The sequence below is a fragment of the Curtobacterium sp. MCLR17_054 genome, assembly GCF_003234335.2.
Taxonomy (GTDB): domain Bacteria; phylum Actinomycetota; class Actinomycetes; order Actinomycetales; family Microbacteriaceae; genus Curtobacterium; species Curtobacterium flaccumfaciens.
Window position 1 is genome coordinate 779,242 of record NZ_CP126263.1, and the last position, 26,207, is coordinate 805,448.

Sequence of the window (26,207 nt, forward strand, 5' to 3'; positions counted from 1 at the left end):
GACCGCAGGACCCCACCCACCACCGAGGAGGACCAATGGCACGGCAGCCCACGGCGACGCCGGGCAACGCCGCGCGCGTCCTCCGGCTCGTCCACGAGGACGGCCCCGTCACCCGCGCCGAGCTCACCCGGCGCACCGGCCTGAACCGCTCGACGATCCTCGCGCTCGTCGGGGAACTCGTCGACGCCGGGCTCGTGCACGAGGAGACCCCCGCCGCGGGAACCCCGGGTGCCGGTGTCGGACGGCCGAGCGGGGTCGTCCGGGCGTCCGCCGACGTCCTCGCCGCCGCGGTCACGGTCGAGATCGACGCCGTCGGGGTCGCCCTCGTCGGCCTCGACGGCACCGTCCGCGACCGGCTGGTCGAGCCGCAGACCACCGTGCCGACCGCGGCGCAGGCCATCGACGCCGTCGCCCGGGTCCTCGCAGCACTCCTCGCCCGCACCGGACCGGCGGCCCGGATCGTCGGGGTCGGCGTCGCCGTGCCCGGCATCGTGCGGGTCGAGGACGGCACCGTGCGCGACGCCCCGCACCTCGGATGGCGTGACGAACCCCTCGCCGCACCGCTCGCGGAACGCTTGGGGCTGCCGGTCCGGGCCGCGAACGACGCCAACCTCGGTGCCTGGGCGGAACGGCTGTACGGCAGCGCCCGGGGCGTCGACGACCTGGTGTACCTGAACGGCGGCGCGAGCGGCATCGGCGGTGGGATCGTCAGCGCCGGCCGGCCCTTCAGCGGCGCCGACGGGTACGCGGGCGAGCTCGGGCACACCTTCGTCGCGGCGAACGGGATCCGCTGCCACTGCGGTGCGGTCGGCTGCCTGGAGACCGAGGCCTCACGCTCCGCCCTCACCGCGGTGACCGGGACCCCGCCGGACGACCTCGATGCGCTCGCCGCGGCGCTCGCCGAGGGCCGACCCGAGGTCGAGCGGGTCGTCGACCGACAGGTCACCGCACTCGCGACCGCACTGCGGAACGCCATCCACACCGTCGACCCCGAGGTCGTCGTGCTCGGCGGGTTCCTCGGTGCGCTGCTCGGACACGTCGGCGACCGGGTCGAGACCGACGTCCGGGCGCAGACGATGGCCGCGATGACCGATCGGCTCCGGATCGTCCCGGCGGCACTCGGCCGCGACGTCCTGGTCCGTGGCGCCGCCGAGATCGGCTTCGCGGAGCTGCTGCGCGACGCCACGATGCCGGCGGCACCGGCACCGGCGACCATGTCCGCGGCGCCCGCAGCCGCCCCCTCCACCACCCACACGTCCGGCCGCGACGACGCGGCCGAGGAAGCGAGAACCGCATGACCTCCACCCAGCGCACCAGCGTCCTGCTCGGCACCCAGGACCTCACCGTCGAGGACCGCCCCGTCCCCGCCGTCGACCCCGGCGACGTGCTCGTCCGGGTCGCCGCCGTGGGTGTCTGCGGCTCAGACGTGCACTACTTCCGCCACGGTCGCATCGGCGACTTCGTCGTCGAGGAGCCCCTCGTCCTCGGCCACGAGCTCTCCGGCACGATCGAGGCCGTCGGCGAGGGCGTCGACCCGTCCCGCGTGGGGGAGCGCGTGGCCATCGAGCCGCAGCGCCCCTGCCACCGCTGCGCGCAGTGCCTGGCCGGCCGCTACAACCTCTGCCCGCACATGCGCTTCTACGCGACGCCGCCGGTCGACGGGGCCTTCACCGAGTTCGTCACCATCGAGGCCGAGTTCGCGCACGTCCTGCCCGACGCCGTCTCGTTCGAGGCCGGCGCGCTCCTCGAACCCCTGTCCGTCGGTATCGCCGCCGTGCGCAAGGCCGGCATCGTGCCCGGTTCGTCGGTGCTCATCGCCGGCGCCGGTCCCATCGGCATCATCTGCGCCCAGGTCGCGAAGGCCTTCGGTGCCTCGCGCATCGTCGTCAGCGACCTGGTGCCGGAGCGCCGTGCGCGGGCCCTGGAGTACGGCGCCACCGAGGTCGTCGACCCCACCGCCGTGTCCGTCGCGTCCGACATCGTCCCCGTCGACGCGTTCATCGACGCCAGCGGTGCACCCCGAGCGGTGTCGGACGGCATCAAGGCGGTCGGTCCGGCGGGTGCCGCGGTGCTGGTCGGGCTCGGCAACTCCGAGATGACCCTGCCGGTCGAGCACATCCAGAACCTCGAGGTCACGGTCACCGGGATCTTCCGGTACACGAACACGTGGCCGGTCGCCATCGAGCTGGTCGCATCCGGGCAGGTCGACCTCGACTCGCTCGTCACCGGTCGCTTCGGGCTCGACGACGTCCGCGAAGCTCTCGAGAGCGACACCGACCCGGAGTCGCTCAAGTCCGTCGTCTACCCCGGCGGCGTCCCCGCCTGAGCGGGCACGGTGCGGCTTTCGCCGGCCCGCGCCGCGTTGAGCGCCTGGTGCGGCGTTGCAGCCGGGCACGGTGCGTGGAAGCTCGCACCGGGTGACGACGCACGCACGGTGCGGGCGGGAGGCGCGGGGCAGGGCCCCGCGCCGCGTTGAGCGCCTGGTGCGGCGTTGCAGCCGGGCACGGTGCGTGGAAGCTCGCACCGGGTGACGACGCACGCACGGTGCGGGCGGGAGGCGCGGGGCAGGGCCGCCCCGCGCCTCCCGTCCCGCACGGTGCGCGGCTTGTCGGACGGTGCGGGCTGAGCCGCCTGGTGCGGCGTTGCAGCCGGGCACGGTGCGCGGAAGCTCGCACCGGGTGAGGACGCACGCACGGTGCGGGCGGGAGGCGCGGGGCAGGCCCGCCCCGCGCCTCCCGTCCCGCACGGTGCGCGGCTTGTCGGACGGTGCGGGCTGAGCCGCCTGGTGCGGCGTTGCAGCCGGGCACGGTGCGTGGAAGCTCGCACCGGGTGGCAACGCACGCACGGTGCGGACGGGAGGCGCGGGGCCAGGCCGCCCCGCGCCTCCCGTCCCGCACGTGACCCGGAACGGGGCCACCGCCGCGTCACCGGGACGCGCTACGGTTCGCGCATGACCGCTTCACCGGCCGCCGTCGTGCCGCAGCGCACCGACCGGCGCGCGCTCGTCTCCTGGGCGCTCTGGGACTGGGGTTCCGCCGCGTTCAACGCGGTCGTCACCACCTTCGTGTTCAGCACGTACCTGGCCAGCCGGGCGTTCGTGGACCCGGCGCTCGTCGGCGACACATCCGCGGCCGGCAAGGCGATCGTTGAACGTGAGCTCGCGCACAACGCGGCCGTCGTGTCCACCGCACTGACCATCGCGGGCATCGTCGTGGCCCTGGTGGCGCCGGCCATGGGGCGGCTCGCGGACTCGTCCGGACACCGCCGTCGGACGGTCCTCATCGCCACGATCGGCGTCGCGCTGTCGATCGGGGGCATGGTCTTCGTCGCGCCGAGCCAGCCGTACCTGCTGCTCGGAGCGGCCCTGCTCGGCATCGGCACCGTCGCCTACGAGATCGCGAGCGTGGGCTACAACGCCATGATCGGGCAGGTCGCCTCCGGGGAACGCACCGGCCGCGTCTCCGCCATCGGGTGGGCGGCCGGGTACTTCGGGGGGATCGTGCTGCTCGTCCTGCTGCTCGTGCTCTGCATCCAGGACTTCCGGGGCGACGGGGTCGTCGGCGGGCTCCTGCAGTTGCCGGCCACCGTCGCCACCGGGCAGTGGGACGTCCGCGTCGCGATCGGCATCGCCGCCGTCTGGCTGGCCGTCAGTTCGATCCCGCTGTTCCTCACCGTGCCCGAGGCGGTGCCCGACCGCACCCGCGGCGGCGGCGTGTTCAGTGCCTACGCGGACCTCGGCCGGGACATCGCGCGGCTCTGGCGCGAGCGGCGCAACGTCCTCGCGTTCCTGCTCGCCAGCGCGGTGTTCCGCGACGGCGTCGGGGCCGTCTTCACGTTCGGCGGGATCGTCGCCGCGCAGGTGTTCGGGTTCACGCCGTCGCAGGTCATCCTGTTCGCCATCGCCGCGAACGTCGTGGCCGGCATCGCGACGTTCGTCTCGGGACGCCTCGACGACCGGTTCGGGTCGCGTGCGCTCATCATGGTCTCGCTCGTCGGCCTCGCCGTGTGCGGGGTCGGGGTCTTCGCCGCCGGCAACGAGACGCAGTGGTTCTGGGTGCTCGGGCTGACCCTCGCCGTGTTCGTCGGCCCGGTGCAGTCGTCGTCCCGCGCGTATCTGGCGCGGCTGACGACCCCCGGCCGCGAGGGCGAGCTCTTCGGCCTCTACGCCACCACCGGCCGGGCCGCGTCGTTCCTCGCGCCGGCGCTGTTCGGCGTCGCGGTGACCGTCGGTGGGTCGACCCGGTTCGGGATCCTCGGCGTGGTCGTCGTGCTCGTCGCCGGGCTGGTGCTGATGGCGTTCGTCAAGCGGGAACCGCAGGGCGCGCGGGCCTGATCCTCGGCGTGCGGGGTCTGCCAGAGCTCCCCGTCAGGCGGCCTGGAGGCTCGGTGCCCGTCCGTCCACAGGCTGCGGTTGTGCGCACGGTTCCGCACAGGGCCGTGGTCGCGTCGGGCGGCCCGGGCTGCGGTGCGCCAGGATGGGTGCATGACCGACCAGCGCATCGCCGTCGTCGTCCTCGCCGCCGGGCAGGGCACGCGCATGAAGTCGTCCACGCCCAAGGTGCTGCACCGGCTCGCCGGACTGCCGCTCATCGGGCACGTCCTGCGCACGGCGTCGTCGCTCAGCCCCGAGCACGTCGTCGTCGTCGTGCGGCACGAGCGTGACCTCGTCGCGGCCGAGGTCGTCGAGCGCGCCCCCGACGCGATCGTCGTCGACCAGGACGACGTCCCCGGCACCGGCCGTGCGGTCGAGGTCGCGGTCGAAGCACTGCCCGCCGACTTCGACGGCGCCGTCGTGGTGCTGTCCGGCGACGTCCCGCTGCTCGACGCCGCATCGCTCCGGCTCCTCGTCGACGCCCACGTCGGCGGCGGCAACGGCGCGACCTTCGTGAGTGCCATCGCCCCGGACCCGACCGGCCTCGGACGGATCGTGCGGGATGCCTCCGGCGCCTTCGTCAGCGTCGTCGAGCACAAGGACGCGACAGCCGAGCAGCTGACCATCACCGAGGCGAACGCGGGCATCTACGCGTTCGACGTGGCACGCCTCCGGGCGGCCCTGCCGTCGCTCACCACGGCGAACGCCCAGGGCGAGAAGTACATCACCGACGCTCCCGCGCTGATCAGCGAGCGCGGCGGGCGCATCGACGTGGTCACCCTGACCGACCCGTGGCTCGTCGCCGGCATCAACGACCGTGCCCAGCTCTCCGACGCCGCGCGGGAACTCAACGCCCGCATCGTCCGCCGCCACCAGCTCGCCGGCGTCACCGTGCAGGACCCGGCGTCCACCTGGATCGACCTCGACGTCACCATCGAGCCCGACGCCGAGGTCCTGCCCGGCACCCAGCTCATCGGCGCCACCGCGATCGCCGCCGGTGCCGTCGTCGGACCGGACACCACGCTGCGCGACACCGAAGTCGGCGCCCGCGCCACCGTGAACCGCGTCGACGCCACCCTCGCCGTGATCGGGGACGGTGCCTCGGTGGGCCCGTTCGCCTACCTGCGGCCGGGCACGATCCTCGGTGACGACGGCAAGATCGGCACCTTCGTCGAGACGAAGAACGCCCGGATCGGGCGGGGCAGCAAGGTCCCGCACCTGTCCTACATCGGCGACGCCGAGGTGGGCGAGGACTCGAACATCGGCGCGAACACCATCACCGCGAACTACGACGGCGTGCACAAGCACCGCACCGAGGTCGGCTCGAACGTCCGTACAGGCTCGCACAACGTGTTCGTCGCCCCCGTTAGGATTGGTGACGGTGCGTACACCGGTGCCGGGACCACCGTCCGCAAGGACGTTCCGGCAGGATCGCTCGCGATCAGCTACGCCCCACAGCGCAACACCGACGGATGGGTCGAGGAACACCGACCCGGCACACCGGCGGCCGAGGCTGCTCGGCTCGCGAACGGCGAATAGATCCCGGCGACCACCCGTCGCCGACATCGACCCCTCGTGGGTCAGGGAGTGAGCACCGCACTTGTCCGGAATCAAGACAACCGGCCAGAAACGACTCGTCCTCGTCTCGGGGCGAGCACACCCGGCGCTCTCTGCCGAGATCGCGGAGGAGCTCGGGGTCGACCTCGTGCCGACCGATGCCCGGACCTTCGCGAACGGTGAGCTCTACGCCCGCTTCGACGAGTCGGTCCGTGGCTGCGACGCCTTCGTCATCCAGTCGCACACCGCGCCGATCAACGAGTGGCTCATGGAGCAGCTCATCATGGTCGACGCACTGAAGCGTGCCTCGGCGAAGCGCATCACGGTCGTGGCGCCGTTCTACCCGTACGCCCGCCAGGACAAGAAGGGCCGCGGCCGCGAGCCGATCTCGGCTCGCCTCGTCGCCGACCTGTTCAAGGCCGCCGGCGCGCACCGCATCATGAGCGTCGACCTGCACGCCGCGCAGATCCAGGGCTTCTTCGACGGCCCCGTCGACCACCTGTTCGCCATGCCGGTGCTGCTCGAGCGCTTCCGCCAGATCCTCGACCCGAAGACGCTCACCGTCGTGTCGCCCGACATGGGCCGCGTCCGTGTCGCCGACATCTGGTCCGAGAAGCTCGGCGCCCCGCTCGCCATCATCCACAAGCGCCGCGACCCGCTCGTGCCGAACCAGGTCTCGGTGCACGAGATCGTCGGAGACGTCAGCGGCCGCGTGTGCCTGCTCGTCGACGACCTCATCGACACCGGCCGCACGATCGCCAAGGCTGCCGAGGCGCTGAAGAACGCCGGCGCCACGGGTGTCGTCGTCGCCGCGACCCACGCCGTGTTCTCCGACCCCGCCACCGAGCTGCTGCAGAGCGAGTTCATCGACCGCGTGGTCGTGACGGACACCCTGCCCCTGCCGATGGACAAGCGCTGGGACCGCCTCGAGGTCCTGCCGATCGCCCCGCTCATCGCCCGTGCCATCCACGAGGTCTTCGACGACGGTTCCGTGACGTCGATGTTCGACGGCGCAGCGTAGCGGAGCCGTCGAACCATGGGCACAGCCGACGGCGCAGGACCATCTCCGCGACGTGACGTGTCCCGTTGCCCGTGGTGACCCATCCCGCGCGTGACGCCCTCGCGGCCCGGCTCCGGGCCGCGGGGAGCGTCTTCGCCGAGGACGAAGCCGACCTGTTGCTCGAGGCCGGTGACGGTGAGCCGGTGCGACTCCGGAGCCTCGTGCAGCGTCGGCTGGCCGGTGAGCCGCTCGAGTACGTGCTCGGCTGGGCTGCCTTCGACGGGCACCGCATCCGGGTGACCCCCGGGGTCTTCGTGCCGCGAGCCCGCACCACCGTCGTCGTCGAGCAGGCTGCGCGTCGGCTGCAGCGCTACGACCGCGTGGTCGACCTGTGCTGCGGCGCGGGTGCGATCTCGGTGGCCCTGTTCGGTCGGGTGGGCGCGCTCGACCTCGTCGCGACCGACATCGACCCGGATGCCGTCGACGTCGCAGCCGAGAACATCGGCGACCGCGGCATCGTCGTCGCGGGTGACCTGTTCGCGCCGTTGCCCGATCGGTTCCGCGGCGCCGTGGCGGTCATCGCGGTGAACGCCCCGTACGTGCCGACGGCCTCGATCGAGCTCATGCCGACCGAGGCCCGCGAGCACGAACACCGTGTCGCGCTCGATGGTGGTGCGGACGGCCTCGACGTACACCGCCGGATCGCAGCGGGTGCGGGGGAGTGGCTCCGTCCCGGTGGCGCCATGGTCATCGAGGTGTCCGAGGCCCAGGCCGAGGCGTCCGCCGCTGCGTTCACGGCCGCCGGCTTCTCCGCCGAGGTCGAGCGGGACGCCGAGGTCGACGGCACCTGCGTCGTCGCGACCCTGCCCGCCTGACCGCGGTCTGCCCGCCTGACCCTGGTCTGCCTGGCCGTGGTGCCGAGTGGTCACGACATGCCGCTCAGGTTCGTCGAGGCGGCACGAAGTGTCGCCTGCGCGTCCGCCTACCGACGCTTTCTGCGCCCCCGGCGTGACGCACGTGGCGTGTCGCGCGACCACGGCGAGGGGCGGGGCGGGCCGGCACCGGGCCTCCAGGCCGTCTGGTGACCGGAGCGGGCCGGCGCCGAGTGGTCACGACATGCCGCTCAGGTTCGCCGAGGTGGCACGAAGTGTCGCCTGCGCGTCCGCGAACCGACGCTTTCTGCACCCCCGGCGCGACGCACGTGGCGTGTCGCGCGACCACGGCGAGGGGCGGGGCGGGCCGGCACCGGGCCTCCAGGCCGTCGGTTGGCCGGAGCGCGCCGGCACCGAGCGGTCACGACATGCCGCTCAGGTTCGCCGAGGTGGCACGAAGTGTCGTCTGCGCGTCCGCGAACCGACGCTTTCTGCCACCTCGACGGCAGTCAGCGGGCGTGTCGCGCGATCCTGCGCCGGAGCGTCAGCGCGCGTCGACCGTCACCGTGTGCCAGCCCGTCGCACCGTTGGGCGCCGGCGGCCGGTCCACGCTCGTCTGCACCTCGCCGTCCGCACTGGTCGCGCGCACCTCGATGCGGTGCGAGCCGGCGGTCGGCGTCCACCGCACCACCCACTGCCGCCAGGTGTCCGCAGAGACCGAGTCGGCGAGTTCGGCGCGCTGCCAGTCGCCGCCACCGACGCGGACCTCGACGGCCTTCACGCCCTTGTGCGGCTGCCACGCGACCCCCGCGATCGCGACCGGCTTGCCCGCGGTCACGGTCGACCCGTTCCGCGGGGTGTCGATGCGGGACTCGAGCTTGACCGGGCCACGCTCCGACCAGCCACGCGGGGTCCAGTAGCCCTGCGCGTCGGCGAACCGGGTGACCTCGAGCTCGGTGACCCACTTCGTCGCCGAGACGTACCCGAACAGGCCCGGCACGACCATCCGCACCGGGAACCCGTGCTCGGTCGGCAGGGGCTCGCCGTTCATCCCGACCGCGAGCAGCGCCGCGGTGCCGTCGTCCTGAAGCACGTCGAGCGGGGTGCCGGCGGAGAATCCGTCGATGCTCCGTGAGAGCACCATGTCGGCATCGCCCGTCGGACGCGCCCGGGCGAGGAGCTCCCGGATGGGGTAGCCCAGCCAGCGGGCCGTGCCGATGAGGTCACCGCCGACCTCGTTCGACACGCAGCTCAGGGTGGCCACGTGCTCCTCGAGGGGCAGCGCGAGCAGCTCGTCCCACGTCAGGGTGATCTCGTTCGCGACCGCACCGTGGATGCGGAGCGACCAATCGGCGGGGTCGACCTGCGGCACGCGGAGGGCCGTGTCGATCCGGTAGAAGTCGGCGTTCGGCGTGATGTACGGGGTGATGCCGTCGACGTCGAGCGACGCACCCGCGGGGACCGCCGGTGCAGCGGTCGCCGCGGCGGGCAGCCGGATGGCCCGCCTGGCAGCAGCGGCCGCCTGCATCGCGGACGACCCCAGCCGGGAGGCGGTGCCCACCACGACCGCGACGGTCGCCGTCGCGACGCCCCAGACCAGGAACGTGCGGCGCTCCGCGGAGGCGGGTCGCGGTGCCGCCGTCGGCACGGTCGCCGCGGCCTCCCACCGGCGCAGCCGCTGGAGCAGCAGGCGCAGGACGACCACCGCTGCCGCGATGCCGAGGACCGTCGGGGCGCCGTCGAGGGTCCCGCTGCCCGAGCGGGTGCTGACGGCAAGCAGCGCCAGCACACCACCGGCGGCGAACACGAGGGCACCGAAGGGCGGTCGTGCACGTTCGAGGACACCGGCACCGGCGCTGATCGCGATGACGATCACCGTCATGAGCACGAACAGGGCGACCTTGTCCCCGGTGCCGAACACGGCGACCATGAAGTCCTTCGCACCCGGGGGAGCGAGGTCGATGACGGCGGACCCGACGGCGACCAGGGGGCTGCCCGCTCCGCCGAGCAGCAGCGCGCCGAACTCGGCGACACCGAGGAACGCGGCGGCGGCCACGACGCCGACGATCGCGGCGATCAGCGTCCAACGTCGGGTCGAAGGGGCATCGGGCCCGCCCGGGCTGTCCGACGGGCCCGCCGTCGGTCGACCGATCGGTTCGTCCGTCGTCTCGGTGGTCACCGCCCGAGCGTAGGTCGCCCGGCCGCTCGTGGGCTGTGTGTGCGCGCTTCCCCGCGCGTTCATCGGGTTCGGCCTGCAGGTGGCGCGCGGCTCGTGGGAGGATCGGACCGTGCTGCAGCGTCCGGATGGTGTCCCGCGGTCCGGTCGTGCCCGCGGTGCACGGCGGACACCGATGTCTCCGGCACGTCGACTCGCCACCCTGCGCTGGGTGATCGTCGCTGTCTGGTTGGTCCTCCTGATCACCCGGATCGTCGTGGTCTCGACGGCGCCGGGCGTCGACCTCTCCTGGTACGGCATCGTGGAGTTCGGCGCGATCGCCCTCGGTGTCGTGGTCATCGTGGTCGCCGTCGTGCGGACCGCGACGGCACGGCGGCGGCAGGCGGACGAGGCCCTCGCGCTCGCCATCCGGCGGATCGACCCGACGGTGTGGCTCGTCCCGGCGGCGCCGACACCGGAACTCCGTGGCATCGTCGACGAAGTCCGTCCGGACACCCACCTCGGTTCGCGCGTGACCTGGGCCTTCGGTGCCACCGAGGCCTCCCTGTGGGAACTCGACGAACGGCGGGCGACCCGGCTGCTCGTGATCCGGTGGAGTCGTGTCGTGCACGTCGGGCTGGAAGACGTGGCGGACGGCGTCGACGGCTCGGTCGGCTCGGGGCGAGACGGTGGCTCCGAGCGCCCTGGCGGTCCCGGTGGTGCTCGCCGTGCGTGTGCGGTGGCGATCCACCACGTGCGACCGGACGACACCCCCGCCGTGGCGACGTTCTTCGTCCGGACCGCGCCGGGTTCGCGTCGGCTGCTCGGGCGCGGTCCACGGCTGGACCGGCTCGTGGCCGACCTGGCACGGGAACGCATCGTCGCCTGACGCGACGGAGGGCCCCGCGGTCAGCGAGGCCCTCCTTGCAGGACCTGCACCGACCTCCGTGATCGGCTGGGGGTGCGGTCGTCAGTGCGTGGACGGCTCCTGCTCGACCTCGCGGCGGTCGTCGTCGGACCACAGCGTGTGGAAGGTGCCGTCCTTGTCGATGCGCTGGTAGGTGTGCGCGCCGAAGAAGTCGCGCTGGCCCTGGATCAGCGACGCCGGCAGACGGTCGGACGCGAGCGAGTCGAAGTACGACAGCGCGGACGAGAAGCCCGGAGCGGGGACGCCCGACGCAGCCGCGATGCCGACGATGCGGCGCCAGGCGGCTTCGCCCTCGGCCACCGCGTTCGCGAAGTACGGGTCGACCAGCAGCGACTCGAGCTTCGGGTTCTCGGCGTACGCCTCGACGATGCGGTTCAGGAACTGAGCTCGGATGATGCAGCCACCCCGCCAGATCTTCGCGACGTTGCCGAGGTCGATGTCCCAGCCGTACTCCTTCGCCCCGGCGATGATGAGGTCGAAGCCCTGTGCGTACGCGACGACCTTCGAGGCGTACAGCGCCGCACGCACGTCGTCGGCGAAGGTGTCCGGCACCTCGGCGATCTGCGGACGGTTCTTGACCGACTGCTGCACCGCGGCACGCTGCGTCGGCTTCGACGACACGGCGCGGGCGAACACGGCTTCGCCGATGCCCGAGACGGGGATGCCCAGGCCCACGGCGTTCTGCACGGTCCAGACGCCGGTGCCCTTCGAGCCGGCCGCGTCACGGATGACGTCGACGAGCGGCTTGCCGGTGTCGGCGTCGCGCTGCTTGAGGACCTCACCGGTGATCTCGATCAGGTAGGACTCGAGGTCGCCCTTGTTCCACTCGTCGAAGACCTGCACCAGGTCCTCCACCGAGAGCCCGCCGACGCGACGGAGCAGGTCGTACGACTCGGCGATGAGCTGCATGTCGGCGTACTCGATGCCGTTGTGCACCATCTTGACGAAGTGCCCGGCGCCGTCGGTGCCGATGTGGGTCACGCACGGTTCTCCTTCGGCGACCGCGGCGATCGACTTCAGGATCGGCCCGAGCGTCTCCCAGGCCTCCTTCGAGCCACCGGGCATGATCGACGGGCCCTTGAGTGCGCCCTCTTCTCCACCGGAGATGCCGGTGCCGACGAAGTTCAGGCCCTTCTCGCGCAGGTCGTGCTCACGTCGGATGGTGTCGTGGAAGTTCGCGTTGCCGCCGTCGACGATGATGTCGCCCGGTTCGAAGCGTTCGGCGAGCTGTCCGATCACGGCGTCGGTGCCCTTGCCGGCCTGCACCATGATGATGGCGGTCCGGGGCTTCGACAGCGAGGCGACGAACCCGTCGATGTCCTCGGACGCGATGAACCCGGCGTCGCCGTGCTCCTGGAGCAGCTCCTCGGTGCGGGCGTAGGTGCGGTTGTAGACCGCCACCGTGTTGCCTTCGCGCGATGCGAGGTTGCGGGCGAGGTTCGAGCCCATCACTGCGAGTCCGACGACTCCGATGTTCGCCTGACCGTTGTTGTCTGCCACGAGGGCCTCCTTTGTCCTGACGTTGGCGCCCAACCTACGACCGGCGGTCTGGGATCGCACAGGTGTTGCGGGAACTGGGGACCAGAGTTCACCGGATCAATACTGTGGAGGGATGAGCGAGCTCGCTGTCCACCCGCCCGTCCTCGTGATGGGGGTCTCCGGCTCCGGCAAGTCCACCATCGGCCAGGCGCTCACCGACGCCCTGGTCGCGCAGGGCGAACCGTGCGTCTTCGTCGACGCCGACGACCTGCACCCGGTCGCCAACAAGGAGAAGATGCGGCAGGGGATCCCGCTCACCGACGAGGACCGCTGGCCGTGGCTCGACGCCTGCGCCGAGCGGATCGCCGCGGTCGAATCGGACGGCTCCCGGTGCGTGATGGCGAACTCGGCGCTCAAGCGTGCCTACCGGGACCGGCTGCGCGAGTCCGCGCCGGGTCTCGTCATCGCCTTCCTCGACGGGTCGCGCGACCTGATCGCCGAACGGCAGTCCCACCGCCAGCACGAGTACATGCCGACGACGCTGCTCGACTCGCAGTTCGCGACCCTCGAGCGGCCGCAGCCCGACGAGGCCGCCGTCGCGGTGTCGATCGACGGATCGGTCGACGACACCGTGCGGGAGATCCTCGCCGCGCTCGCGGTCACCACCGCCTGACCAGCGTCCCGTTCAGATACCACTCTTGATACCATCGACCCCATGGCCATGACCCTCCGACTCGACGACGACGAGGCAGCGGCGTTGCGCAAGCGTGCTGACCTCGAGGAGCGCTCGATGCAGGACGTCGCGCGCGCCGCCATCCGCGAGTACGTCGAGCAGCACAGCCGCAGCGATCTGATCGACGGCATCCTCGACCGAGAACTCCCGCGCTACGCCGAGGCGCTCGAACGACTCGGCAAGTGATCCACCTCACGTCCGACGAGGCGTTGCACGTCGCTCGTCGGACCCTGGGAGCTGACTACGCGATCCGCGACGTCGGACTGCTCGAGGCGGCGGTCGCGCGACCCGCCGCGTCGGTGGGCGGGAACGACGCCTACCCGACGCTGGTCGAGAAGGCGGCGGCGCTCGTCCACTCCGTCGTCCGGAACCACGCCCTGGTCGACGGCAACAAGCGCCTCGGGCTCATGCTGCTCGTGGTCTTCCTCGGCGTGAACGGCGTCCGGCTCCACGCCTCGAACGACCAGGCGTACGACTTCATCGTCGCGATCGCCGAGGGGGAACTCGATTCCGTGCCGGAGATCGCTGCTGCTCTGACTTCGATGGTCTCGGACGCCTGATCGACAGCGCGGCGGCCGTCAGCCGTCGGCGATCAGCGGCGCACCGCACTGATCGCCCCGTGCGGCCGGTGCTCCGGAGCCGTGCGGGTGTGGACGTCCACGACGTCGAAGCCCGCTCCGTCCAGCAGCGCCGCCAGGGACGCGACCGGCCAGCGGTAGGCGGTGACGACCGCGTGGTCGAAGGCCTCGACCGCGGGACCCTCGAAGAACCCGAGCAGCAGCCCACCGCCGGGCGCGAGCACCCGATGGAACTCGGCGAGTGCCCCACCGATCTGCGACGGTTCGTGGTGGATCACCGAGTACCAGGCCAGGACCCCGCCGACGCTGCCGTCCGCGAGCGTGAGCGCGTCGAGCGACGCGACCCGGAAGTCGATGTCCGCGTCCACGGCGCCGTGCGTCCGTCGTGCGTGCTCGACGAACTCCGGCGCCGCGTCGATGCCGCTGACACGGTGCCCCTGCCGTGCGAGGTGCGCCGTCCAGTGACCGGGGCCGCACCCGGCGTCGACCAGCGGACCGCTGCGACCTGCTGCCCAGGCGTCGACGAGGGCTCGGTCGTCGGGGTGGACGGTGTCCATCGACCCGAGCAGCGCCGCGTACTCGTCGGCCCGAGCGCTGTACGCCGCCGTCACCCGCTCCGTCATGCGCACGACCGTACCGCCGCGGCGCCGAAGCGTGCGAGGTTCCGTGTTCCGTGCGACCCGGCAACCCTCGCACCAGGCACGGAACCTCGCACCACGCGGCAGGGCGGCGCCGCCAGCGTCAGAGCTTGAACGTCGCCCGAGGGATGTCGGACACGATGCGCCGGGCGGTGCGGACGGCGTCCTCCTCGGAGATCTGGTGCGTGACCACGAGCGACGCCAGGTACGCCGCGTCCGCCCGCCGCGCCATGTCGTGCCGCGCGGGGATGGAGCAGTACGCGCGGGTGTCGTCGATGAACCCGGAGGTCTTGGTGAACGACGCCGAGTCGGTGACGGCCGACCGGTAGCGCCCGATGGCCGCCGGGGTGTCGATGAACCACCACGGCGCGCCCGCGTACACGGCGGGGTAGAAGCCCGCGAGCGGCCCGATCTCGCGCGAGAAGACGGTCTCGTCGACGGTGAAGAGCACGAGGTGGAACCCGGGAGCGGTGCCGAAGGACTCGAGCAGCGGCCGGAGCGGCTCGGTGAAGGACCCGACGGCCGGCAGGTCGTGCCCGGTGTCCGGCCCGAAGCGCTCGAGCGTCGGGGTGTGGTGGTTCCGGATCACCCCGGGGTGCAGCTGCATGACGAGGCCGTCCTCGACGCTCATCTCCGCCCAGCGGTAGAGCATGTCGTGCCGGTACGCCGTCGCCTCGGCCTCGGTGACCGAGGACGCATCGCGCAGCGCCGCCGCGTGGATGCGTTCCCGCTCGTTCGACAGCAGGGGAGCGGAGCCCGCGTCGAGCACTCCGGTGTCCGTGGCGGTCGCACCGTGCTCGATGAAGTAGTGGCGACGTGCGCGGAGAGCCGCCAACAGCCCTGCGTGGCTGCCCGTGTCGATGCCGGCGGCCTCGCCGATCGACGCGATCACGGGCCTCCAGTCCGACCGCGTCGGGTCGAACACGGCGTCCGCGCGGAACGTGGGGAGGACCCGGCCGGTGAAGCCGGGATCCGCCGCGAGCTGCGCGTGCGCAGCGAGGTCGTCCGCCGGGCCGTCCGTGGTGGCGAGGACCTCGATGCCGAAGGCGTCGAAGAGCGCGCGTGGCCGGAAGGCGGGCGACGCCAGCAGGCCGGCGAGGTGGTCGTACTGGTCGTCCGCGTTCGCCGCGGACGGCGCCTGGTCGAGCCCGAACACGTCGTGCAGCTCCGTCTCGAACCAGTAGCGCACGGGGGTCCCGAGGAAGTCGTCCCAGTGCTCCGCCAGCTGCCGCCAGATGGCTCGGCCTGGCGGCGTCGGCTCAGCGGCATCGCGCCAGCGATGCGCCGACGCCGCCGGGCGAGCCTGCGAGCCCGGGCGGGGCCCCGACAGGTCCGCGCGTCCCAGCGCGGCCAGGTCCACCCCGTTCGCGTGCAGCAGGCGGAGCACGTAGTGGTCGGGCGTGATGAGCAGCGACGCAGGGTCGCTGAACGGCTGGTCCGAGGCGATCAGCGCCGCGTCGACGTGCCCGTGCGGCGAGATGATCGGGGCGTCCTTGACCGCCTCGTACACGGTGCGTGCCACGGCTCGCGCTCCGGGGTCGGCGGGGAACAGCCGGTCGGGGTGCGGTGCGAGCCGGGTGGGGGTGCTGGTGCGGGTCATCATCGACTCCTTCGAGGGCGGCGGGTTCGCCGGTGGCGAGTGCGGGATCAGTCGTTGTGGGCGCGCGGTGCCGGCCCGGTCGACTCGCGCACGGTCAGGTGGGTGGGCAGGGCGACGGCGCCGGACATGTGCTCCCCGGGCAGTTCGTCGGCGGGCAGGGCGCCGAGCCGTCCGAGCAGCATCCGGATCGCGACCCGGCCGGCACGTTCGATCGGCGAGGTCATCGTGGTGAGCGGCGGGTTGCAGAAGTCGGCGCCGAAGATGTCGTCGCAACCGACGATGCTCATGTCCTCGGGGACGCGGACTCCGCGCTCCCGCAGCCGGGCGAGCATCCCGATGGCGATCAGGTCGTTGAAGGCGATGCACGCGGTCGCACCGGCGTGCACGGCGGCGTCGGCGGCCGCGGCGCCGGAGTCGACGAAGGGTGCGTGCGGCCCGACCCGGGCGACGCGGATCCCCAGGCGCTTGGCGACCTGCACGAGCGCGCGCCACCGACGCTCGTTCGACCACGAGCTGTCCGGCCCGGCGACGTACAGGATCTCCCGGTGTCCCAGCGACACCAGGTGCTGCACCGCCTGCTCCACCCCGCCGGGGGTGTCGATGAGCACCGAGGGCACGCCGGTGGGCCGACGGTTCACGACGACCAGGGGGATCCGTTCGGCGAACCGTGCGATCTGCGCGTCGGACAGTCGTGACGCCGTGAGCACGACCCCGTCGGCCTTCGCCCCCACGGCGGTGAGTGCGGCCATCTCGGCGTCGGCGGACTCCTCGGTGTCGACGAGCAGCTGCGTCCAGCCGGCCCCGGCGAGCTGGTGCTGGGTGCCGCGGATGACGTCGAAGTAGAAGGGGTTCGTGATGTCGGACACGAGCACGGCGACGGCGCGGGTGCGGCCGGAGGTCAGCGCCCGGGCCTGCGAGTTGGCGACGTAGCCGAGCTCGCGGGCCGCCCGCTGGATGCGCTCCTGGGTGACGGGGTTGACCCGGTCGGGCAGGGACAGGGCGCGGGAGACGGTGGATGCGGCGACCCCGGTGGCGTCGGCGATGTCGCGGATGGTGACGCGACGCGCGGCACCAGCGGCGGCGCCGGCAGCGCGAGCACCAGCGGCGGCGCCACCAGCAGTGCCTGCGGCACCGCCCGTGCGCCCGCCGCCGTCCGTCGAGAGGTCCTTCACGAGGCCGAACGTATTCGCCTCTGGCAACAAGTGGCAACCGGTTGCCGCATGTTGCCATCGGCGGAACAGTGGTGCCACCGAGCAGCGCCGCTCGGAGGAGGTCTCGAGGAGGAAACCCCCGTGAAGACGCGAAGACTGCAAGTCCGCACCCTCGTCGGTGCCGTCGCCGTGGTCGCCCTCACCGCACTGTCCCTGCAGGGATGCGCCGTGGTGAACGGCAGCGGCGACGACCCGAACACCCTCCGCGTGATGATGGGCGCGGACACCACCTACCCCAAGGAACGCAAGCAGTGGCAGCGGGAGACCGCCGCCGAGTTCAAGCGCACGACCGGTGCGGACATCCAGTGGGAGACCTACTCGTCCGCGCAGGAGGAGTTGACCGCGATCCAGACGAGCGTCATCTCCGGCCAGGGTCCGGACGTCTACGCGATCGGCACCACGTTCACCCCGACCGCGTACGCCACCGGTGCCTTCGTCGAGATGGGCACGAAGGAGTGGGACGCGATCGGCGGCAAGGACCAGTTCGACCCGGCGTCGTTCGGCATCTCCGGTCCGAGTGCGTCGAAGCAGATCGGGATCCCGTTCGCCAGCCGTCCGTTCGTGATGGCGGTGAACAAGGACCTGCTCGCCAAGGCGGGGATCACCGACATGCCCACGACGTGGGACGAGCTCACCGCCGACGCGAAGGCCACCACGGGTGACGGTCGCCACGGAATGGCGATCGCCTACGCCGACGGCTTCGACCCCTGGAAGTTCGTGTGGGGGATGGCCCAGAACGCCGGCAACACGATCGTCGACGGCTCGAAGGCCGAGATCGACAGCAAGGCCGTCGAGAACGCGTACCGCACCTACTTCGACTGGGTCACGAAGGACGGTGTCGTCGACCCGGCCGCGATCGGTTGGAACAACGCCCAGGCCCTCGCGCAGTTCACCGAGGGCAAGGCCGCGTTCTTCCCGATGACGACCACCACCGCCATCAACTCCTTCACGGACACCAAGGTCGACGGCAAGTACGAGTTCGCCCTGCTGCCCACCGTCCCGCCGGGGGCGTCCGAGCGGCCGTCCGACGGGATCGAGGCCGCCAGCATCCTGTCCGGCGACAACTGGGTCGTCGCCGACTACGGCAGCAAGCAGGAGCTGTCGTTCGCGTTCGTCAAGCAGCTCAGCGCCCCGAAGGCCCAGCTCGAGTACTACGACCTGTTCGGCAACCTGCCGACCAACGCGTCGGCCGCCGCCGACCTTGCAGCCGACAACCCGCAGCTCAAGCCGATCATCGACGCCGGCCGCCTGTCCAAGCCGACCGCGTTCACCGGCGCCTGGTCCGACATCCAGCTCGCCCTGGTCGACGTGGTCGTGCAGTCGATCCCGTCGCTGAAGTCCGGCGAGGTCACCGACGACCAGCTCCGCAAGCGACTGCAGGACGCCCAGAAGGACGCCCAGGCCACCCTCGACCGTCAGAAGAACGGAGGTCTGTGATGACCAGCACGCAGACCAGGCCCCGCACCGACGCGGCGTCGCCCCGGCCGGTCCGCCCGGCCGGCAAGACGCCCCTCTACAAACGCGAGCGCCCGCTGTGGATGCTCCTGCCCGGCGGGGTCCTCATGCTCGCCGTCATCGTGGTGCCGCTCCTGGTGGGCTTCTGGATCGCGATGCTCGACCTCGACCAGTACACGCTCCGCCAGTGGTTCAGCGCCCCGTTCGTCGGGTTCGCCAACTTCACCGAGGCGTTCACGAACTCGCCGCTGCTGCACTCCATCTGGATCTCGGTGTCGCTGTCGGTGCTCGTCACCGCGGTGACCGTGCCGATCGGTGTCGCCGCCGCGGTCTCGACGCAGAACCGGTTCCCCGGTCGCGGGCTCGTCCGTTCGATCTACCTGATCCCGTACGTGCTCCCGGCATTCGTCGTCGGCACGTTCTTCCGCACGATGCTCCAGCCGCAGGGGGTCGTGAACTCGATCCTGCACACCGATGTGCTGTGGTTGAACGGCTCGGCGTCGTACTGGGCGCTCGCCGGCGTGATGATCTGGACGAGCTGGCCCTTCGTCTACCTGCTGTCCCTGGCCGGACTGCAGGCCGTGGACAACGAGGTGCACGAGGCCGCAGCGCTCGACGGGGTGACCTGGTGGGCGAAGCTGCGGTACATCATCTTCCCGTACCTGCGCGGACCCCTCAGCCTCGCGGTGATCATCTCGATCCTGCACAACATCAACAACTTCACGCTGCCGTTCGTGCTGTTCGGGATCCCGCTGCCGTCCAGCGTCGAGGTGATGCCCGTCCTGACGTACATCGCGAGCTTCCAGTCGTTCCGCTTCGGTCTGTCCGCGGCGATGGCGATCTGCTCGCTCGTGATCGTGGCGATCCCGCTGTTCGTCTACCTGCGGGCGGTCAAGCTCGACACCGGCGACGACGCCGGCCCCAACCGGAAGCAGCGTCGCGCCGACCGCGCCACGCTCGCCGCCGCCCCGACCGCCGCCGACATCGACGGAGCACGCGCATGACCACCCCGAGCACGTCCTTCAGTACCCGCACCCGCCCCACCGCGACGCTCACCGAGAGCATCACGACCGGCAGCGGCGGCCGACGGAGCAAGCGTCCCTACGACACCGACGTCACCCGGTTGCTGCCGCGCTGGCTGCTCGTCACCGTCATCGCGGTGATCATCGCGTTCATCGCCGTCCCGGTGCTCTACATCCTGTTCGGCTCGGTCAACTCCGACGTCGCCGTCGCTCGCGGCGAGTACTTCCCGTCCGAGTTCACGCTGTCGAACTACGCGGACATCTGGTCAACGGTCGCCCTCGGCGAGGGACTGGTGAACTCGATGCTCACCGCCGGTGCCGTCGCGGTCGCGAGCGCCGCGCTCGCCGTGTCCACGGCCTACGTGCTCGTCCGGTTCCGGTTCCTCGGGCGGCTGACCATCCTGCGTGGGCTCCTCGCGCTGCAGTCGATCCCCGGCACGCTCCTGCTCCTGCCGGTCTTCGTGGTGTTCTCGAACATCGCCAGCGCCACCGGCGTGCAGATCATCGGCACCCGGTGGGGCCTGTTCGTCACCTACCTGACCTTCGCCCTGCCGTTCTCGACGTGGGTGATGGTCACGTACCTGCGCGGCCTGCCGAAGGAACTCGAGGAAGCGGCGCGCATCGACGGCGCCAGCTCGACGAAGATCCTGACGAAGATCGTCCTCCCGCTGTCGTGGCCGGGCATCGTCGTGTCCGCGATCTTCGCCTTCCTGCTCGGCTGGAACGACGTCCTGTTCTCCACGATCATGACGACCCCGAACACCCGGACGGTCGCCGTGGTCCTGCAGGTGCTCGGCACCACCCAGGAGGGCGGCGCCGTCCCGATCTACGGCCAGATGATGGCCGCCTCGATCGTCTGCGCGGTCCCCGTCGTCGCCCTGTACCTGATCTTCCAGCGCTACCTGGTCGGCGGGCTCACCGCCGGCTCCGTCAAGTAGCGCTGTGCAGTCTGCCGACTTGTCCACAGACTGCCTGGAGGCGCGGTGCCAGCCCGCCCCGCGCCTCCAGGCTGGTCGCATGAAGGGAATGCAATGACCCAGCCCAGTTGGGAACTCTCCGGTTTCGGCGACGAGATCGACGCCGATCCGGTCGTCCAGGTCGCGGTCCTCCAGGCGCTCGGCGCGAGCGCCATCGAGGTCCGCAGCGCCTGGGGCGTCAACGTCGTCGACCTGGACGAGGACCAGCTCGCCGGACTCCACCGGCTGCTCGACGAGCGCGGGCAGACCGTGTCCGCGATCGCCTCGCCGATCGGCAAGGTGCCCGTCGACGAACCCGTCGAGCACGAGGTGTCACGGCTCGCCCGTGCGATCCGTGCCGCGCACGCCCTCGGCACGACGAACATCCGGATCTTCTCGTTCTACTTCGACGGCCGCAGCCCCGACGACGTCCGCGACGACGTCCTCGTCCGGATGCGGGCGCTGGCCGACCTCGCCGAGCGCGAAGGCATGACCCTGCTGCACGAGAACGAGAAGGACATCTACGGCGACGTCCCCGCGCGGGTGCTCGACATCGTCGAGAGCGTCGGTTCGTCCGCGCTCCGCCTGGCCTGGGACAACGCGAACTACGTGCAGTGCGGCGTCCGGCCCTTCACCGACGGCTGGAAGCAGCTCGCCCCGTACGTCGACTACCTGCAGGTCAAGGACGCCCTCGCCGCCGACTCGTCGGTGGTCCCCGCGGGCGAGGGTGACGGCGAACTGCTCCAGACCCTCACCGCGCTCCGCGACGCCGGCTACTCCGGGTACGCCTCGCTCGAACCGCACCTCAGCGACTTCACCTCCCTCGGAGGGTTCTCCGGCCCCGCGGCCTTCGGTCGTGCCGGCCGGGCCTTCCGCACCCTCACCGACCAGATCGGAGTCACCCTGCGATGACCGAACCCACCAACCCGCTCCGCCTGGCCGTCGTCGGCGCCGGTGTCATCGGACGCCACCACGCCACCGTCGCCGTCCACCACCCCGACCTGCAGGTCGTCGCCCTCGTCGACGCCGTGCCCGAAGCCGCCACGAGCGCCGCGGACGCGGTACAGGAGCTGGGGGCCGCCCGCCCGATCACCACCACCACCATCGAGGAAGCGATCGACCAGACCGACATCGACGTCGTCGCGATCTGCTCGCCGTCCGGCATGCACGTGCAGCTCGCCGAGGCCGCCCTGGCCGCCGGCAAGCACGTCGTCATCGAGAAGCCGCTCGACACCACGATGCCCCGGGCACGGCAGATCGCGGCGCTCGCCGCAGCCGCTCGTGACCGCGGGCTCGTCACGAGCGTCATCAGTCAGCACCGCTTCGACCCGGCGTCGGCAGCCGTCGCCCGGGCCGCGCACGACGGCGGGTTCGGCACCGTGACCTCGGGGCTCGCGAGCGTCGCATGGTACCGGTCGCAGGGGTACTACGACTCCGGTGACTGGCGCGGCACCTGGGCGCTCGACGGCGGCGGCGCGGTGATGAACCAGGGCGTGCACACCGTCGACCTGCTCGTCTGGGCGCTCGGTCGTCCGGTCGAGATCTCGGCCCAGACGGGGCTCCTCGCCCACGACCGCATCGAGGTCGAGGACACCGCCGTCGCCACCGTCCGGTTCGCCGGCGGGGCGCTCGGGGTCGTCCACTGCACGACCGCCGCGTACCCGGGGCTCTCCGCCCGGTACGCCGTGTACGGCACGCACGGCTCCGCCATCGTCGACGACGACCGGCTCGCGTACTTCCACATCGCCCCGGACACCGCCACGCTCGAGTCCGCGTCCACCACGTCGAACGCCACCGCGGTCGCCGGTGCGGTCGACCAGAAGGACCAGGTCGTCCCGCCCGAGCACGTCGTCGGCGGCCCGGCCGAACCCGACCACTTCGCCGCGGGGCACGCTCGGCAGTACACGGACATCGTCGACGCGATCCGGCAGGGACGCGAACCGGGTGTCACCGTCGACGCGGCCCTCGTGTCGCTCGCCACCGTCCGCGGGCTCTACGTCAGCGCGACGCTCGGACACCCCGTGCGCATCGACGACGTGATCGAGGGGAAGTACGACGACGTGGTGCCCGTCGTCGGCACACCCGCCACCGCCAGCGCGACCGAAGGAGCCACCCGATGAAGTTCTCCGTGTTCACCGCCTCCACCCCCGACTGGACCCCGTCCGAAGCCGCCGAGACCCTGGCCGCACAGGGCTGGGACGGCATCGAGTGGCGCATCGTCGACGACCGCCCGGCCGACGGCGTCGAGGTCCCCGCCGAGCGGTCGTTCTGGGCGGGCAACAACTCGACCTGGCAGTACACCGGCATCCGCGACCGGGTCGGCGAGATCGCCCGGGTCACCGACGCCGCCGGGCTCGAGTACTCGGGCATCGGCGGCTACCAGCCGGCCGCCGACCACGACGGTGTCGAGACGATGCTGCGCGTGACCAGCGAACTCGGCGCCCGGCAGGTCCGCGTCACGATGCCGCACTACCGTGCCGAGAAGGAACGCACCGGCGAGACCTACCCGCAGCTCTTCGACCGCACCCGCACGGACCTCGAGTGGGCGGCGGACCGCGCGGCCGAACTCGGCGTCAAGGTGTTGGTCGAGCTGCACCACATGACGATCACGCCGTCGGCCTCCGCGGCACTGCGACTGATCGACGGTCTCGACCCCGCACACGTCGGCGTCATCCACGACCTCGGCAACCTCGTGATCGAGGGGTACGAGGACCACCTGGCCGCGTTCGAACTGCTCGGGCCGTACCTGGCACACGCCCACGTGAAGAACGCCCGCTGGGTCGACACCGGCGACACCCGTGCCGACGGCAGTTCGATCTGGCAGCACGAGTGGGCACCCCTGCGCACCGGCCAGGCGTCGGTGTCCGAGTACCTCGACGCGCTCCGCCAAGTGGGCTACGACGGGTGGGTCACCATCGAGGACTTCTCCACCGACCTCCCGCTCGAGACCCGCACCGCCGACAACCTGGCGTACCTCCGCTCCCTCGTGCCGGTGACCGCATGACGGAGCGCCGTCCGGGCATCGTCCACCTGGGGGTCGGCGCGTTCGCTCGCGCCCACCTCGCCTGGTACACCGCCCACACCACGGGGGAGCCGTGGGGCATCACCGCCTTCACCGGCCGCTCGGCCGCGGCCGCGGACGCGTTGACCGCGCAGGACTGCCGGTACACGCTCGTCACCCGAGCCGCGTCCGGCGACGGAGCCGAGGTGGTCGACACGATCGTGGCTGCCCACCCGGGCAGCGACGACACGGCCTGGAGGCACGTGGTCGCGTCCCCGGAGACGACCATCGTCACGCTGACGGTCACCGAGCAGGGCTACCGGTCCGGTTCCGACGTGCCGGCGCGGCTGGTCACGGGGCTCGACGCCCGCCGTGCCGCCGGCTCCGGGCGCATCGCGCTGGTCAGTCTCGACAACCTGACGCACAACGGGGCGGTCCTGCGGGACGCCGTGCTCGACGCCGTCACCGACGACGCCCTGCACGACTGGATCGAGGCGTACGTCACGTTCCCGAGCTCGATGGTCGACCGGATCACCCCGGCCACCACCGACGACGACGTCGCGCGCCTGTCGGAACTGCCGGGTGCGCTCGCCGGAGACCGGGTCCCCGTCGTCACCGAGCCGTTCGCCGAGTGGGTGCTCGAGGACGCCTTCGCGGGCACCGACCGGCCCGCGTGGCAGACGGCCGGCGTCCGGATCGTCGACGACGTCACCCCGTACGAGCAGCGGAAGCTCTGGCTGCTGAACGGCTCGCACTCGCTCCTCGCCTACCTGGGGCTGCAGCTCGGCCACGACACCGTGGCCGAGGCGATGGACGACCCGGTCTGCCGCACCGCCGTCGAGCAGCTCTGGGACGAAGCCGCGCTCGAACTCCCGCTGCCCGAGGCCGAGGTCAAAGACGCCCGCACGGCCCTGGTCGAACGGTTCGCCAACCCGCGCATCCGGCACACGCTTCGGCAGATCGCGTCCGGCGGCTCGCAGAAGCTGCCCGTCCGTGTCGTCGACGTCGTGCGGCACCGGCTCGCCCGCGACCCCTCGGCCGGCATCGGCACCGGAGCGGCCACCGCCCTCGCCGCGTGGTGGCTGCACGTCACCGAGCAGTCCGACCTGGTGGACGACCCCGGTGCCCCCGGGCCAGACTCGGACGTGCACGACGTCCTGGCTGTCGTCGCGCCCGAACTCGACACCACCCCCGTGGTCGCCGCCGTGACGGCGGCGGCCGACCGCATCCGCACCGCCGCGGCACGCGCCCGCGAACGCTCCAACGGAGGAGTCCACGCATGACCGACACGACCACCACCAACCCCGCGGCCCCGGTCCCCGGCGCCACCGACAGCGGGCCGGCCGAGACCACCGCCGGCCGTCCGGACACCTGGGCCTCGGCGGACCGCGGCCAGCTGATCGAGCGGGCCGAGGTCATCGTGACCAGCCCGAACCGGAACTTCGTGACGCTCAAGCTCACCACGGCCGACGGCGTCACCGGGCTCGGCGACGCCACCCTGAACGGCCGCGAGCTCGCGGTCTCCGCCTACCTGTCCGAGCACGTCGTCCCGCTGCTCGTCGGCCGTGACGCCAGCCGCATCGAGGACGCCTGGCAGTTCCTGTACCGGTCGTCGTACTGGCGCCGTGGTCCGGTCACGATGGCCGCGATCGCCGCCGTCGACATGGCCCTCTGGGACATCAAGGCGAAGGTCGCCGGGATGCCGCTGTACCAGCTGCTCGGCGGGGCATCGCGCACCGGGCTCATGGCGTACGGCCACGCCTCGGGCAAGGAGCTGCCCGAGCTGTTCGACTCCATCCGCGAGCACCAGGAAGAGGGCTACCGCTCCATCCGGGTGCAGACCGGTGTCCCCGGCCTCGAGTCCATCTACGGCATCGCCTCGAACAGGACCACCGAGGGCAACGCCGGCGTCCGCTACGACTTCGAGCCCGCCCAGCGCGGTGCGCACCCGGCGATGGAGGACTGGGACACCCGCGCCTACCTGCGCCACGTGCCCACCGTGTTCGAGGCCGTCCGCAACGAGTTCGGCCCCGAACTGCCGCTGCTGCACGACGGCCACCACCGGATGACCCCGCTGCAGGCCGCCAAGCTCGGCAAGTCGCTCGAGCCCTACGACCTGTTCTGGCTCGAGGACTGCACCCCCGCCGAGAACCAGGAGGCCCTGAAGCTCGTCCGGCAGCACACTACGACGCCGCTGGCGATCGGCGAGGTCTTCAACACCATCTGGGACTTCAAGGACATCATCCGCGACCAGCTCATCGACTACGTCCGCGGTGCCGTCACGCACATGGGCGGCGTCACCCCGCTCAAGAAGACGATGGAGTACGCGGCGCTGTACCAGGTCAAGTCCGGCTTCCACGGGCCGACCGACATCTCCCCGGTGGGCCTTGCCGCGCAGATGCACCTCGGGCTCGCGATCCACAACTTCGGCATCCAGGAGTACATGCAGCACGGACCGCAGACCAACCAGGTGTTCCACCAGACGTTCACGTTCACCGACGGCTACCTGCACCCGGGTGACGAGCCGGGCCTCGGGGTCAGCCTCGACGTCGACGAAGCCGGCAAGTACCCCTACGAGCAGGCGTACCTGCCCTTCAACCGCCTGGCCGACGGCACCGTCCACGACTGGTAGTCCCTGGCACCCTGGCTG

Annotated in this window: 23 protein-coding genes; 18 read left to right on the forward strand and 5 right to left on the reverse strand. The window is 71.8% G+C overall.

Translation table 11 applies throughout. The features are described from left to right. Positions 1 to 35: 35 nt before the first annotated feature. The 6 genes from DEJ08_RS03825 (at position 36) to DEJ08_RS03850 (ending at position 7,804) form a co-directional block, all read left to right on the forward strand. Entirely contained in the window at positions 36 to 1,298 is a 1,263-nt protein-coding gene (locus tag DEJ08_RS03825) for an ROK family transcriptional regulator (RefSeq protein ID WP_111047435.1), read from the forward strand. Further along, a complete protein-coding gene (locus DEJ08_RS03830; protein ID WP_111029621.1) occupies positions 1,295 to 2,326 on the forward strand; it encodes an NAD(P)-dependent alcohol dehydrogenase in 1,032 nt (343 codons plus the stop codon). Before DEJ08_RS03825 ends, DEJ08_RS03830 begins: the two co-directional genes overlap by 4 nt. Positions 2,327 to 2,950: 624 nt before the next feature. After that, entirely contained in the window at positions 2,951 to 4,333 is a 1,383-nt protein-coding gene (locus tag DEJ08_RS03835; RefSeq protein ID WP_111054914.1) for an MFS transporter, read from the forward strand. A gap of 150 nt (positions 4,334 to 4,483) precedes the next feature. Continuing rightward, positions 4,484 to 5,911 carry a bifunctional UDP-N-acetylglucosamine diphosphorylase/glucosamine-1-phosphate N-acetyltransferase GlmU gene (gene glmU, locus DEJ08_RS03840; protein WP_111054913.1) on the forward strand — a complete coding sequence of 476 codons (1,428 nt, stop codon included), beginning with the start codon at positions 4,484 to 4,486 and terminating at the stop codon, positions 5,909 to 5,911. Positions 5,912 to 5,972: 61 nt separating this feature from the next. Further along, positions 5,973 to 6,950, forward strand: coding sequence for a ribose-phosphate diphosphokinase (locus DEJ08_RS03845; protein ID WP_027464468.1), 978 nt, complete (start codon positions 5,973 to 5,975; stop codon positions 6,948 to 6,950). A 74-nt stretch (positions 6,951 to 7,024) separates the two neighbouring features. Continuing rightward, the gene (locus tag DEJ08_RS03850; RefSeq protein WP_258367152.1) at positions 7,025 to 7,804 is read left to right on the forward strand and encodes a putative protein N(5)-glutamine methyltransferase; all 780 of its coding nucleotides are present in this window, start codon (positions 7,025 to 7,027) and stop codon (positions 7,802 to 7,804) included. A 541-nt stretch (positions 7,805 to 8,345) separates the two neighbouring features. Here DEJ08_RS03850 and DEJ08_RS03855 read toward each other — a convergent pair. Next, positions 8,346 to 9,980, reverse strand: coding sequence for a molybdopterin-dependent oxidoreductase (locus tag DEJ08_RS03855; RefSeq protein WP_111054911.1), 1,635 nt, complete (start codon positions 9,978 to 9,980; stop codon positions 8,346 to 8,348). A 172-nt stretch (positions 9,981 to 10,152) separates the two neighbouring features. On the opposite strand from DEJ08_RS03855, the gene DEJ08_RS03860 reads away from it, so the two are divergent. Next, complete coding sequence (locus DEJ08_RS03860) at positions 10,153 to 10,845, forward strand: hypothetical protein (RefSeq protein WP_146248515.1); 693 nt, start codon at positions 10,153 to 10,155, stop codon at positions 10,843 to 10,845. 81 nt (positions 10,846 to 10,926) lie between these two features. Here DEJ08_RS03860 and gnd read toward each other — a convergent pair whose 3' ends face one another. Beyond that, on the reverse strand, positions 10,927 to 12,384 hold the full coding sequence (gnd, locus tag DEJ08_RS03865) for an NADP-dependent phosphogluconate dehydrogenase (protein WP_027464472.1): 1,458 nt from the start codon (positions 12,382 to 12,384) through the stop codon (positions 10,927 to 10,929). Between the two features lie 112 nt (positions 12,385 to 12,496). Here gnd and DEJ08_RS03870 point away from each other — a divergent pair, with 112 nt between their 5' ends. From DEJ08_RS03870 to DEJ08_RS03880, 3 genes are read left to right on the forward strand one after another with little or no spacing between them, the layout of a single operon-like run. Next, on the forward strand, positions 12,497 to 13,036 hold the full coding sequence (locus tag DEJ08_RS03870; protein ID WP_111054909.1) for a gluconokinase: 540 nt from the start codon (positions 12,497 to 12,499) through the stop codon (positions 13,034 to 13,036). A 42-nt stretch (positions 13,037 to 13,078) separates the two neighbouring features. Then, complete coding sequence (locus DEJ08_RS03875) at positions 13,079 to 13,282, forward strand: ribbon-helix-helix protein, CopG family (protein WP_175330845.1); 204 nt, start codon at positions 13,079 to 13,081, stop codon at positions 13,280 to 13,282. Next, the gene (locus tag DEJ08_RS03880; RefSeq protein WP_111054908.1) at positions 13,279 to 13,656 is read left to right on the forward strand and encodes a type II toxin-antitoxin system death-on-curing family toxin; all 378 of its coding nucleotides are present in this window, start codon (positions 13,279 to 13,281) and stop codon (positions 13,654 to 13,656) included. Before DEJ08_RS03875 ends, DEJ08_RS03880 begins: the two co-directional genes overlap by 4 nt. A 32-nt stretch (positions 13,657 to 13,688) precedes the next feature. Here DEJ08_RS03880 and DEJ08_RS03885 read toward each other — a convergent pair whose 3' ends face one another. The 3 genes from DEJ08_RS03885 to DEJ08_RS03895 form a co-directional block, all read right to left on the reverse strand. Next, positions 13,689 to 14,297, reverse strand: a complete 609-nt coding sequence (locus tag DEJ08_RS03885; RefSeq protein WP_111054907.1) for a class I SAM-dependent methyltransferase — start codon at positions 14,295 to 14,297, stop codon at positions 13,689 to 13,691. Between the two features lie 118 nt (positions 14,298 to 14,415). Then, positions 14,416 to 15,912 carry a glucuronate isomerase gene (gene uxaC / locus DEJ08_RS03890; RefSeq protein ID WP_111054906.1) on the reverse strand — a complete coding sequence of 499 codons (1,497 nt, stop codon included), beginning with the start codon at positions 15,910 to 15,912 and terminating at the stop codon, positions 14,416 to 14,418. A 47-nt stretch (positions 15,913 to 15,959) separates the two neighbouring features. Further along, positions 15,960 to 17,084, reverse strand: a complete 1,125-nt coding sequence (locus DEJ08_RS03895; RefSeq protein ID WP_181439021.1) for a LacI family DNA-binding transcriptional regulator — start codon at positions 17,082 to 17,084, stop codon at positions 15,960 to 15,962. A gap of 120 nt (positions 17,085 to 17,204) precedes the next feature. Here DEJ08_RS03895 and DEJ08_RS03900 point away from each other — a divergent pair, with 120 nt between their 5' ends. The 8 genes from DEJ08_RS03900 to manD all read left to right on the forward strand — a co-directional run bounded on the left by DEJ08_RS03900 (position 17,205) and on the right by manD (position 26,189). Beyond that, on the forward strand, positions 17,205 to 18,560 hold the full coding sequence (locus DEJ08_RS03900) for an ABC transporter substrate-binding protein (RefSeq protein WP_181439020.1): 1,356 nt from the start codon (positions 17,205 to 17,207) through the stop codon (positions 18,558 to 18,560). Beyond that, positions 18,560 to 19,582: a carbohydrate ABC transporter permease gene (locus DEJ08_RS03905; protein WP_111054904.1), complete on the forward strand. Its 1,023-nt coding sequence runs from the start codon at positions 18,560 to 18,562 to the stop codon at positions 19,580 to 19,582. The genes DEJ08_RS03900 and DEJ08_RS03905 overlap by 1 nt, the downstream gene beginning before the upstream one ends. After that, the gene (locus DEJ08_RS03910) at positions 19,579 to 20,538 is read left to right on the forward strand and encodes a carbohydrate ABC transporter permease (RefSeq protein WP_220035455.1); all 960 of its coding nucleotides are present in this window, start codon (positions 19,579 to 19,581) and stop codon (positions 20,536 to 20,538) included. Before DEJ08_RS03905 ends, DEJ08_RS03910 begins: the two co-directional genes overlap by 4 nt. A gap of 93 nt (positions 20,539 to 20,631) precedes the next feature. Beyond that, the gene (locus DEJ08_RS03915; protein ID WP_111054903.1) at positions 20,632 to 21,468 is read left to right on the forward strand and encodes a sugar phosphate isomerase/epimerase family protein; all 837 of its coding nucleotides are present in this window, start codon (positions 20,632 to 20,634) and stop codon (positions 21,466 to 21,468) included. Further along, the gene (locus tag DEJ08_RS03920) at positions 21,465 to 22,676 is read left to right on the forward strand and encodes a Gfo/Idh/MocA family oxidoreductase (protein ID WP_111054902.1); all 1,212 of its coding nucleotides are present in this window, start codon (positions 21,465 to 21,467) and stop codon (positions 22,674 to 22,676) included. Before DEJ08_RS03915 ends, DEJ08_RS03920 begins: the two co-directional genes overlap by 4 nt. Then, on the forward strand, positions 22,673 to 23,560 hold the full coding sequence (locus DEJ08_RS03925; protein ID WP_111054901.1) for a sugar phosphate isomerase/epimerase family protein: 888 nt from the start codon (positions 22,673 to 22,675) through the stop codon (positions 23,558 to 23,560). Before DEJ08_RS03920 ends, DEJ08_RS03925 begins: the two co-directional genes overlap by 4 nt. After that, positions 23,557 to 24,840 (forward strand): mannitol dehydrogenase family protein, encoded by a 1,284-nt coding sequence (locus tag DEJ08_RS03930; protein WP_111054900.1) that lies wholly within the window; start codon positions 23,557 to 23,559, stop codon positions 24,838 to 24,840. Before DEJ08_RS03925 ends, DEJ08_RS03930 begins: the two co-directional genes overlap by 4 nt. Continuing rightward, on the forward strand, positions 24,837 to 26,189 hold the full coding sequence (gene manD / locus DEJ08_RS03935; protein WP_258367148.1) for a D-mannonate dehydratase ManD: 1,353 nt from the start codon (positions 24,837 to 24,839) through the stop codon (positions 26,187 to 26,189). The genes DEJ08_RS03930 and manD overlap by 4 nt, the downstream gene beginning before the upstream one ends. Positions 26,190 to 26,207: the final 18 nt, after the last annotated feature.

Bases quoted from the DNA above. Each gene is read 5' to 3' on its own strand.
- DEJ08_RS03835 (WP_111054914.1), top strand. From the start codon at position 2,951: ATGACCGCTTCACCGGCCGCCGTCGTGCCGCAGCGCACCGACCGGCGC.
- DEJ08_RS03910 (WP_220035455.1), top strand. From the start codon at position 19,579: ATGACCACCCCGAGCACGTCCTTCAGTACCCGCACCCGCCCCACCGCG.
- glmU (WP_111054913.1), top strand. From the start codon at position 4,484: ATGACCGACCAGCGCATCGCCGTCGTCGTCCTCGCCGCCGGGCAGGGC.
- uxaC (WP_111054906.1), bottom strand. From the start codon at position 15,912: ATGACCCGCACCAGCACCCCCACCCGGCTCGCACCGCACCCCGACCGG.
- manD (WP_258367148.1), top strand. From the start codon at position 24,837: ATGACCGACACGACCACCACCAACCCCGCGGCCCCGGTCCCCGGCGCC.
- DEJ08_RS03905 (WP_111054904.1), top strand. From the start codon at position 18,560: ATGACCAGCACGCAGACCAGGCCCCGCACCGACGCGGCGTCGCCCCGG.
- DEJ08_RS03930 (WP_111054900.1), top strand. From the start codon at position 23,557: ATGACGGAGCGCCGTCCGGGCATCGTCCACCTGGGGGTCGGCGCGTTC.
- DEJ08_RS03925 (WP_111054901.1), top strand. From the start codon at position 22,673: ATGAAGTTCTCCGTGTTCACCGCCTCCACCCCCGACTGGACCCCGTCC.
- DEJ08_RS03830 (WP_111029621.1), top strand. From the start codon at position 1,295: ATGACCTCCACCCAGCGCACCAGCGTCCTGCTCGGCACCCAGGACCTC.
- DEJ08_RS03860 (WP_146248515.1), top strand. From the start codon at position 10,153: ATGTCTCCGGCACGTCGACTCGCCACCCTGCGCTGGGTGATCGTCGCT.
- DEJ08_RS03875 (WP_175330845.1), top strand. From the start codon at position 13,079: ATGGCCATGACCCTCCGACTCGACGACGACGAGGCAGCGGCGTTGCGC.
- DEJ08_RS03825 (WP_111047435.1), top strand. From the start codon at position 36: ATGGCACGGCAGCCCACGGCGACGCCGGGCAACGCCGCGCGCGTCCTC.
- DEJ08_RS03920 (WP_111054902.1), top strand. From the start codon at position 21,465: ATGACCGAACCCACCAACCCGCTCCGCCTGGCCGTCGTCGGCGCCGGT.
- DEJ08_RS03870 (WP_111054909.1), top strand. From the start codon at position 12,497: ATGAGCGAGCTCGCTGTCCACCCGCCCGTCCTCGTGATGGGGGTCTCC.
- DEJ08_RS03915 (WP_111054903.1), top strand. From the start codon at position 20,632: ATGACCCAGCCCAGTTGGGAACTCTCCGGTTTCGGCGACGAGATCGAC.
- DEJ08_RS03885 (WP_111054907.1), bottom strand. From the start codon at position 14,297: ATGACGGAGCGGGTGACGGCGGCGTACAGCGCTCGGGCCGACGAGTAC.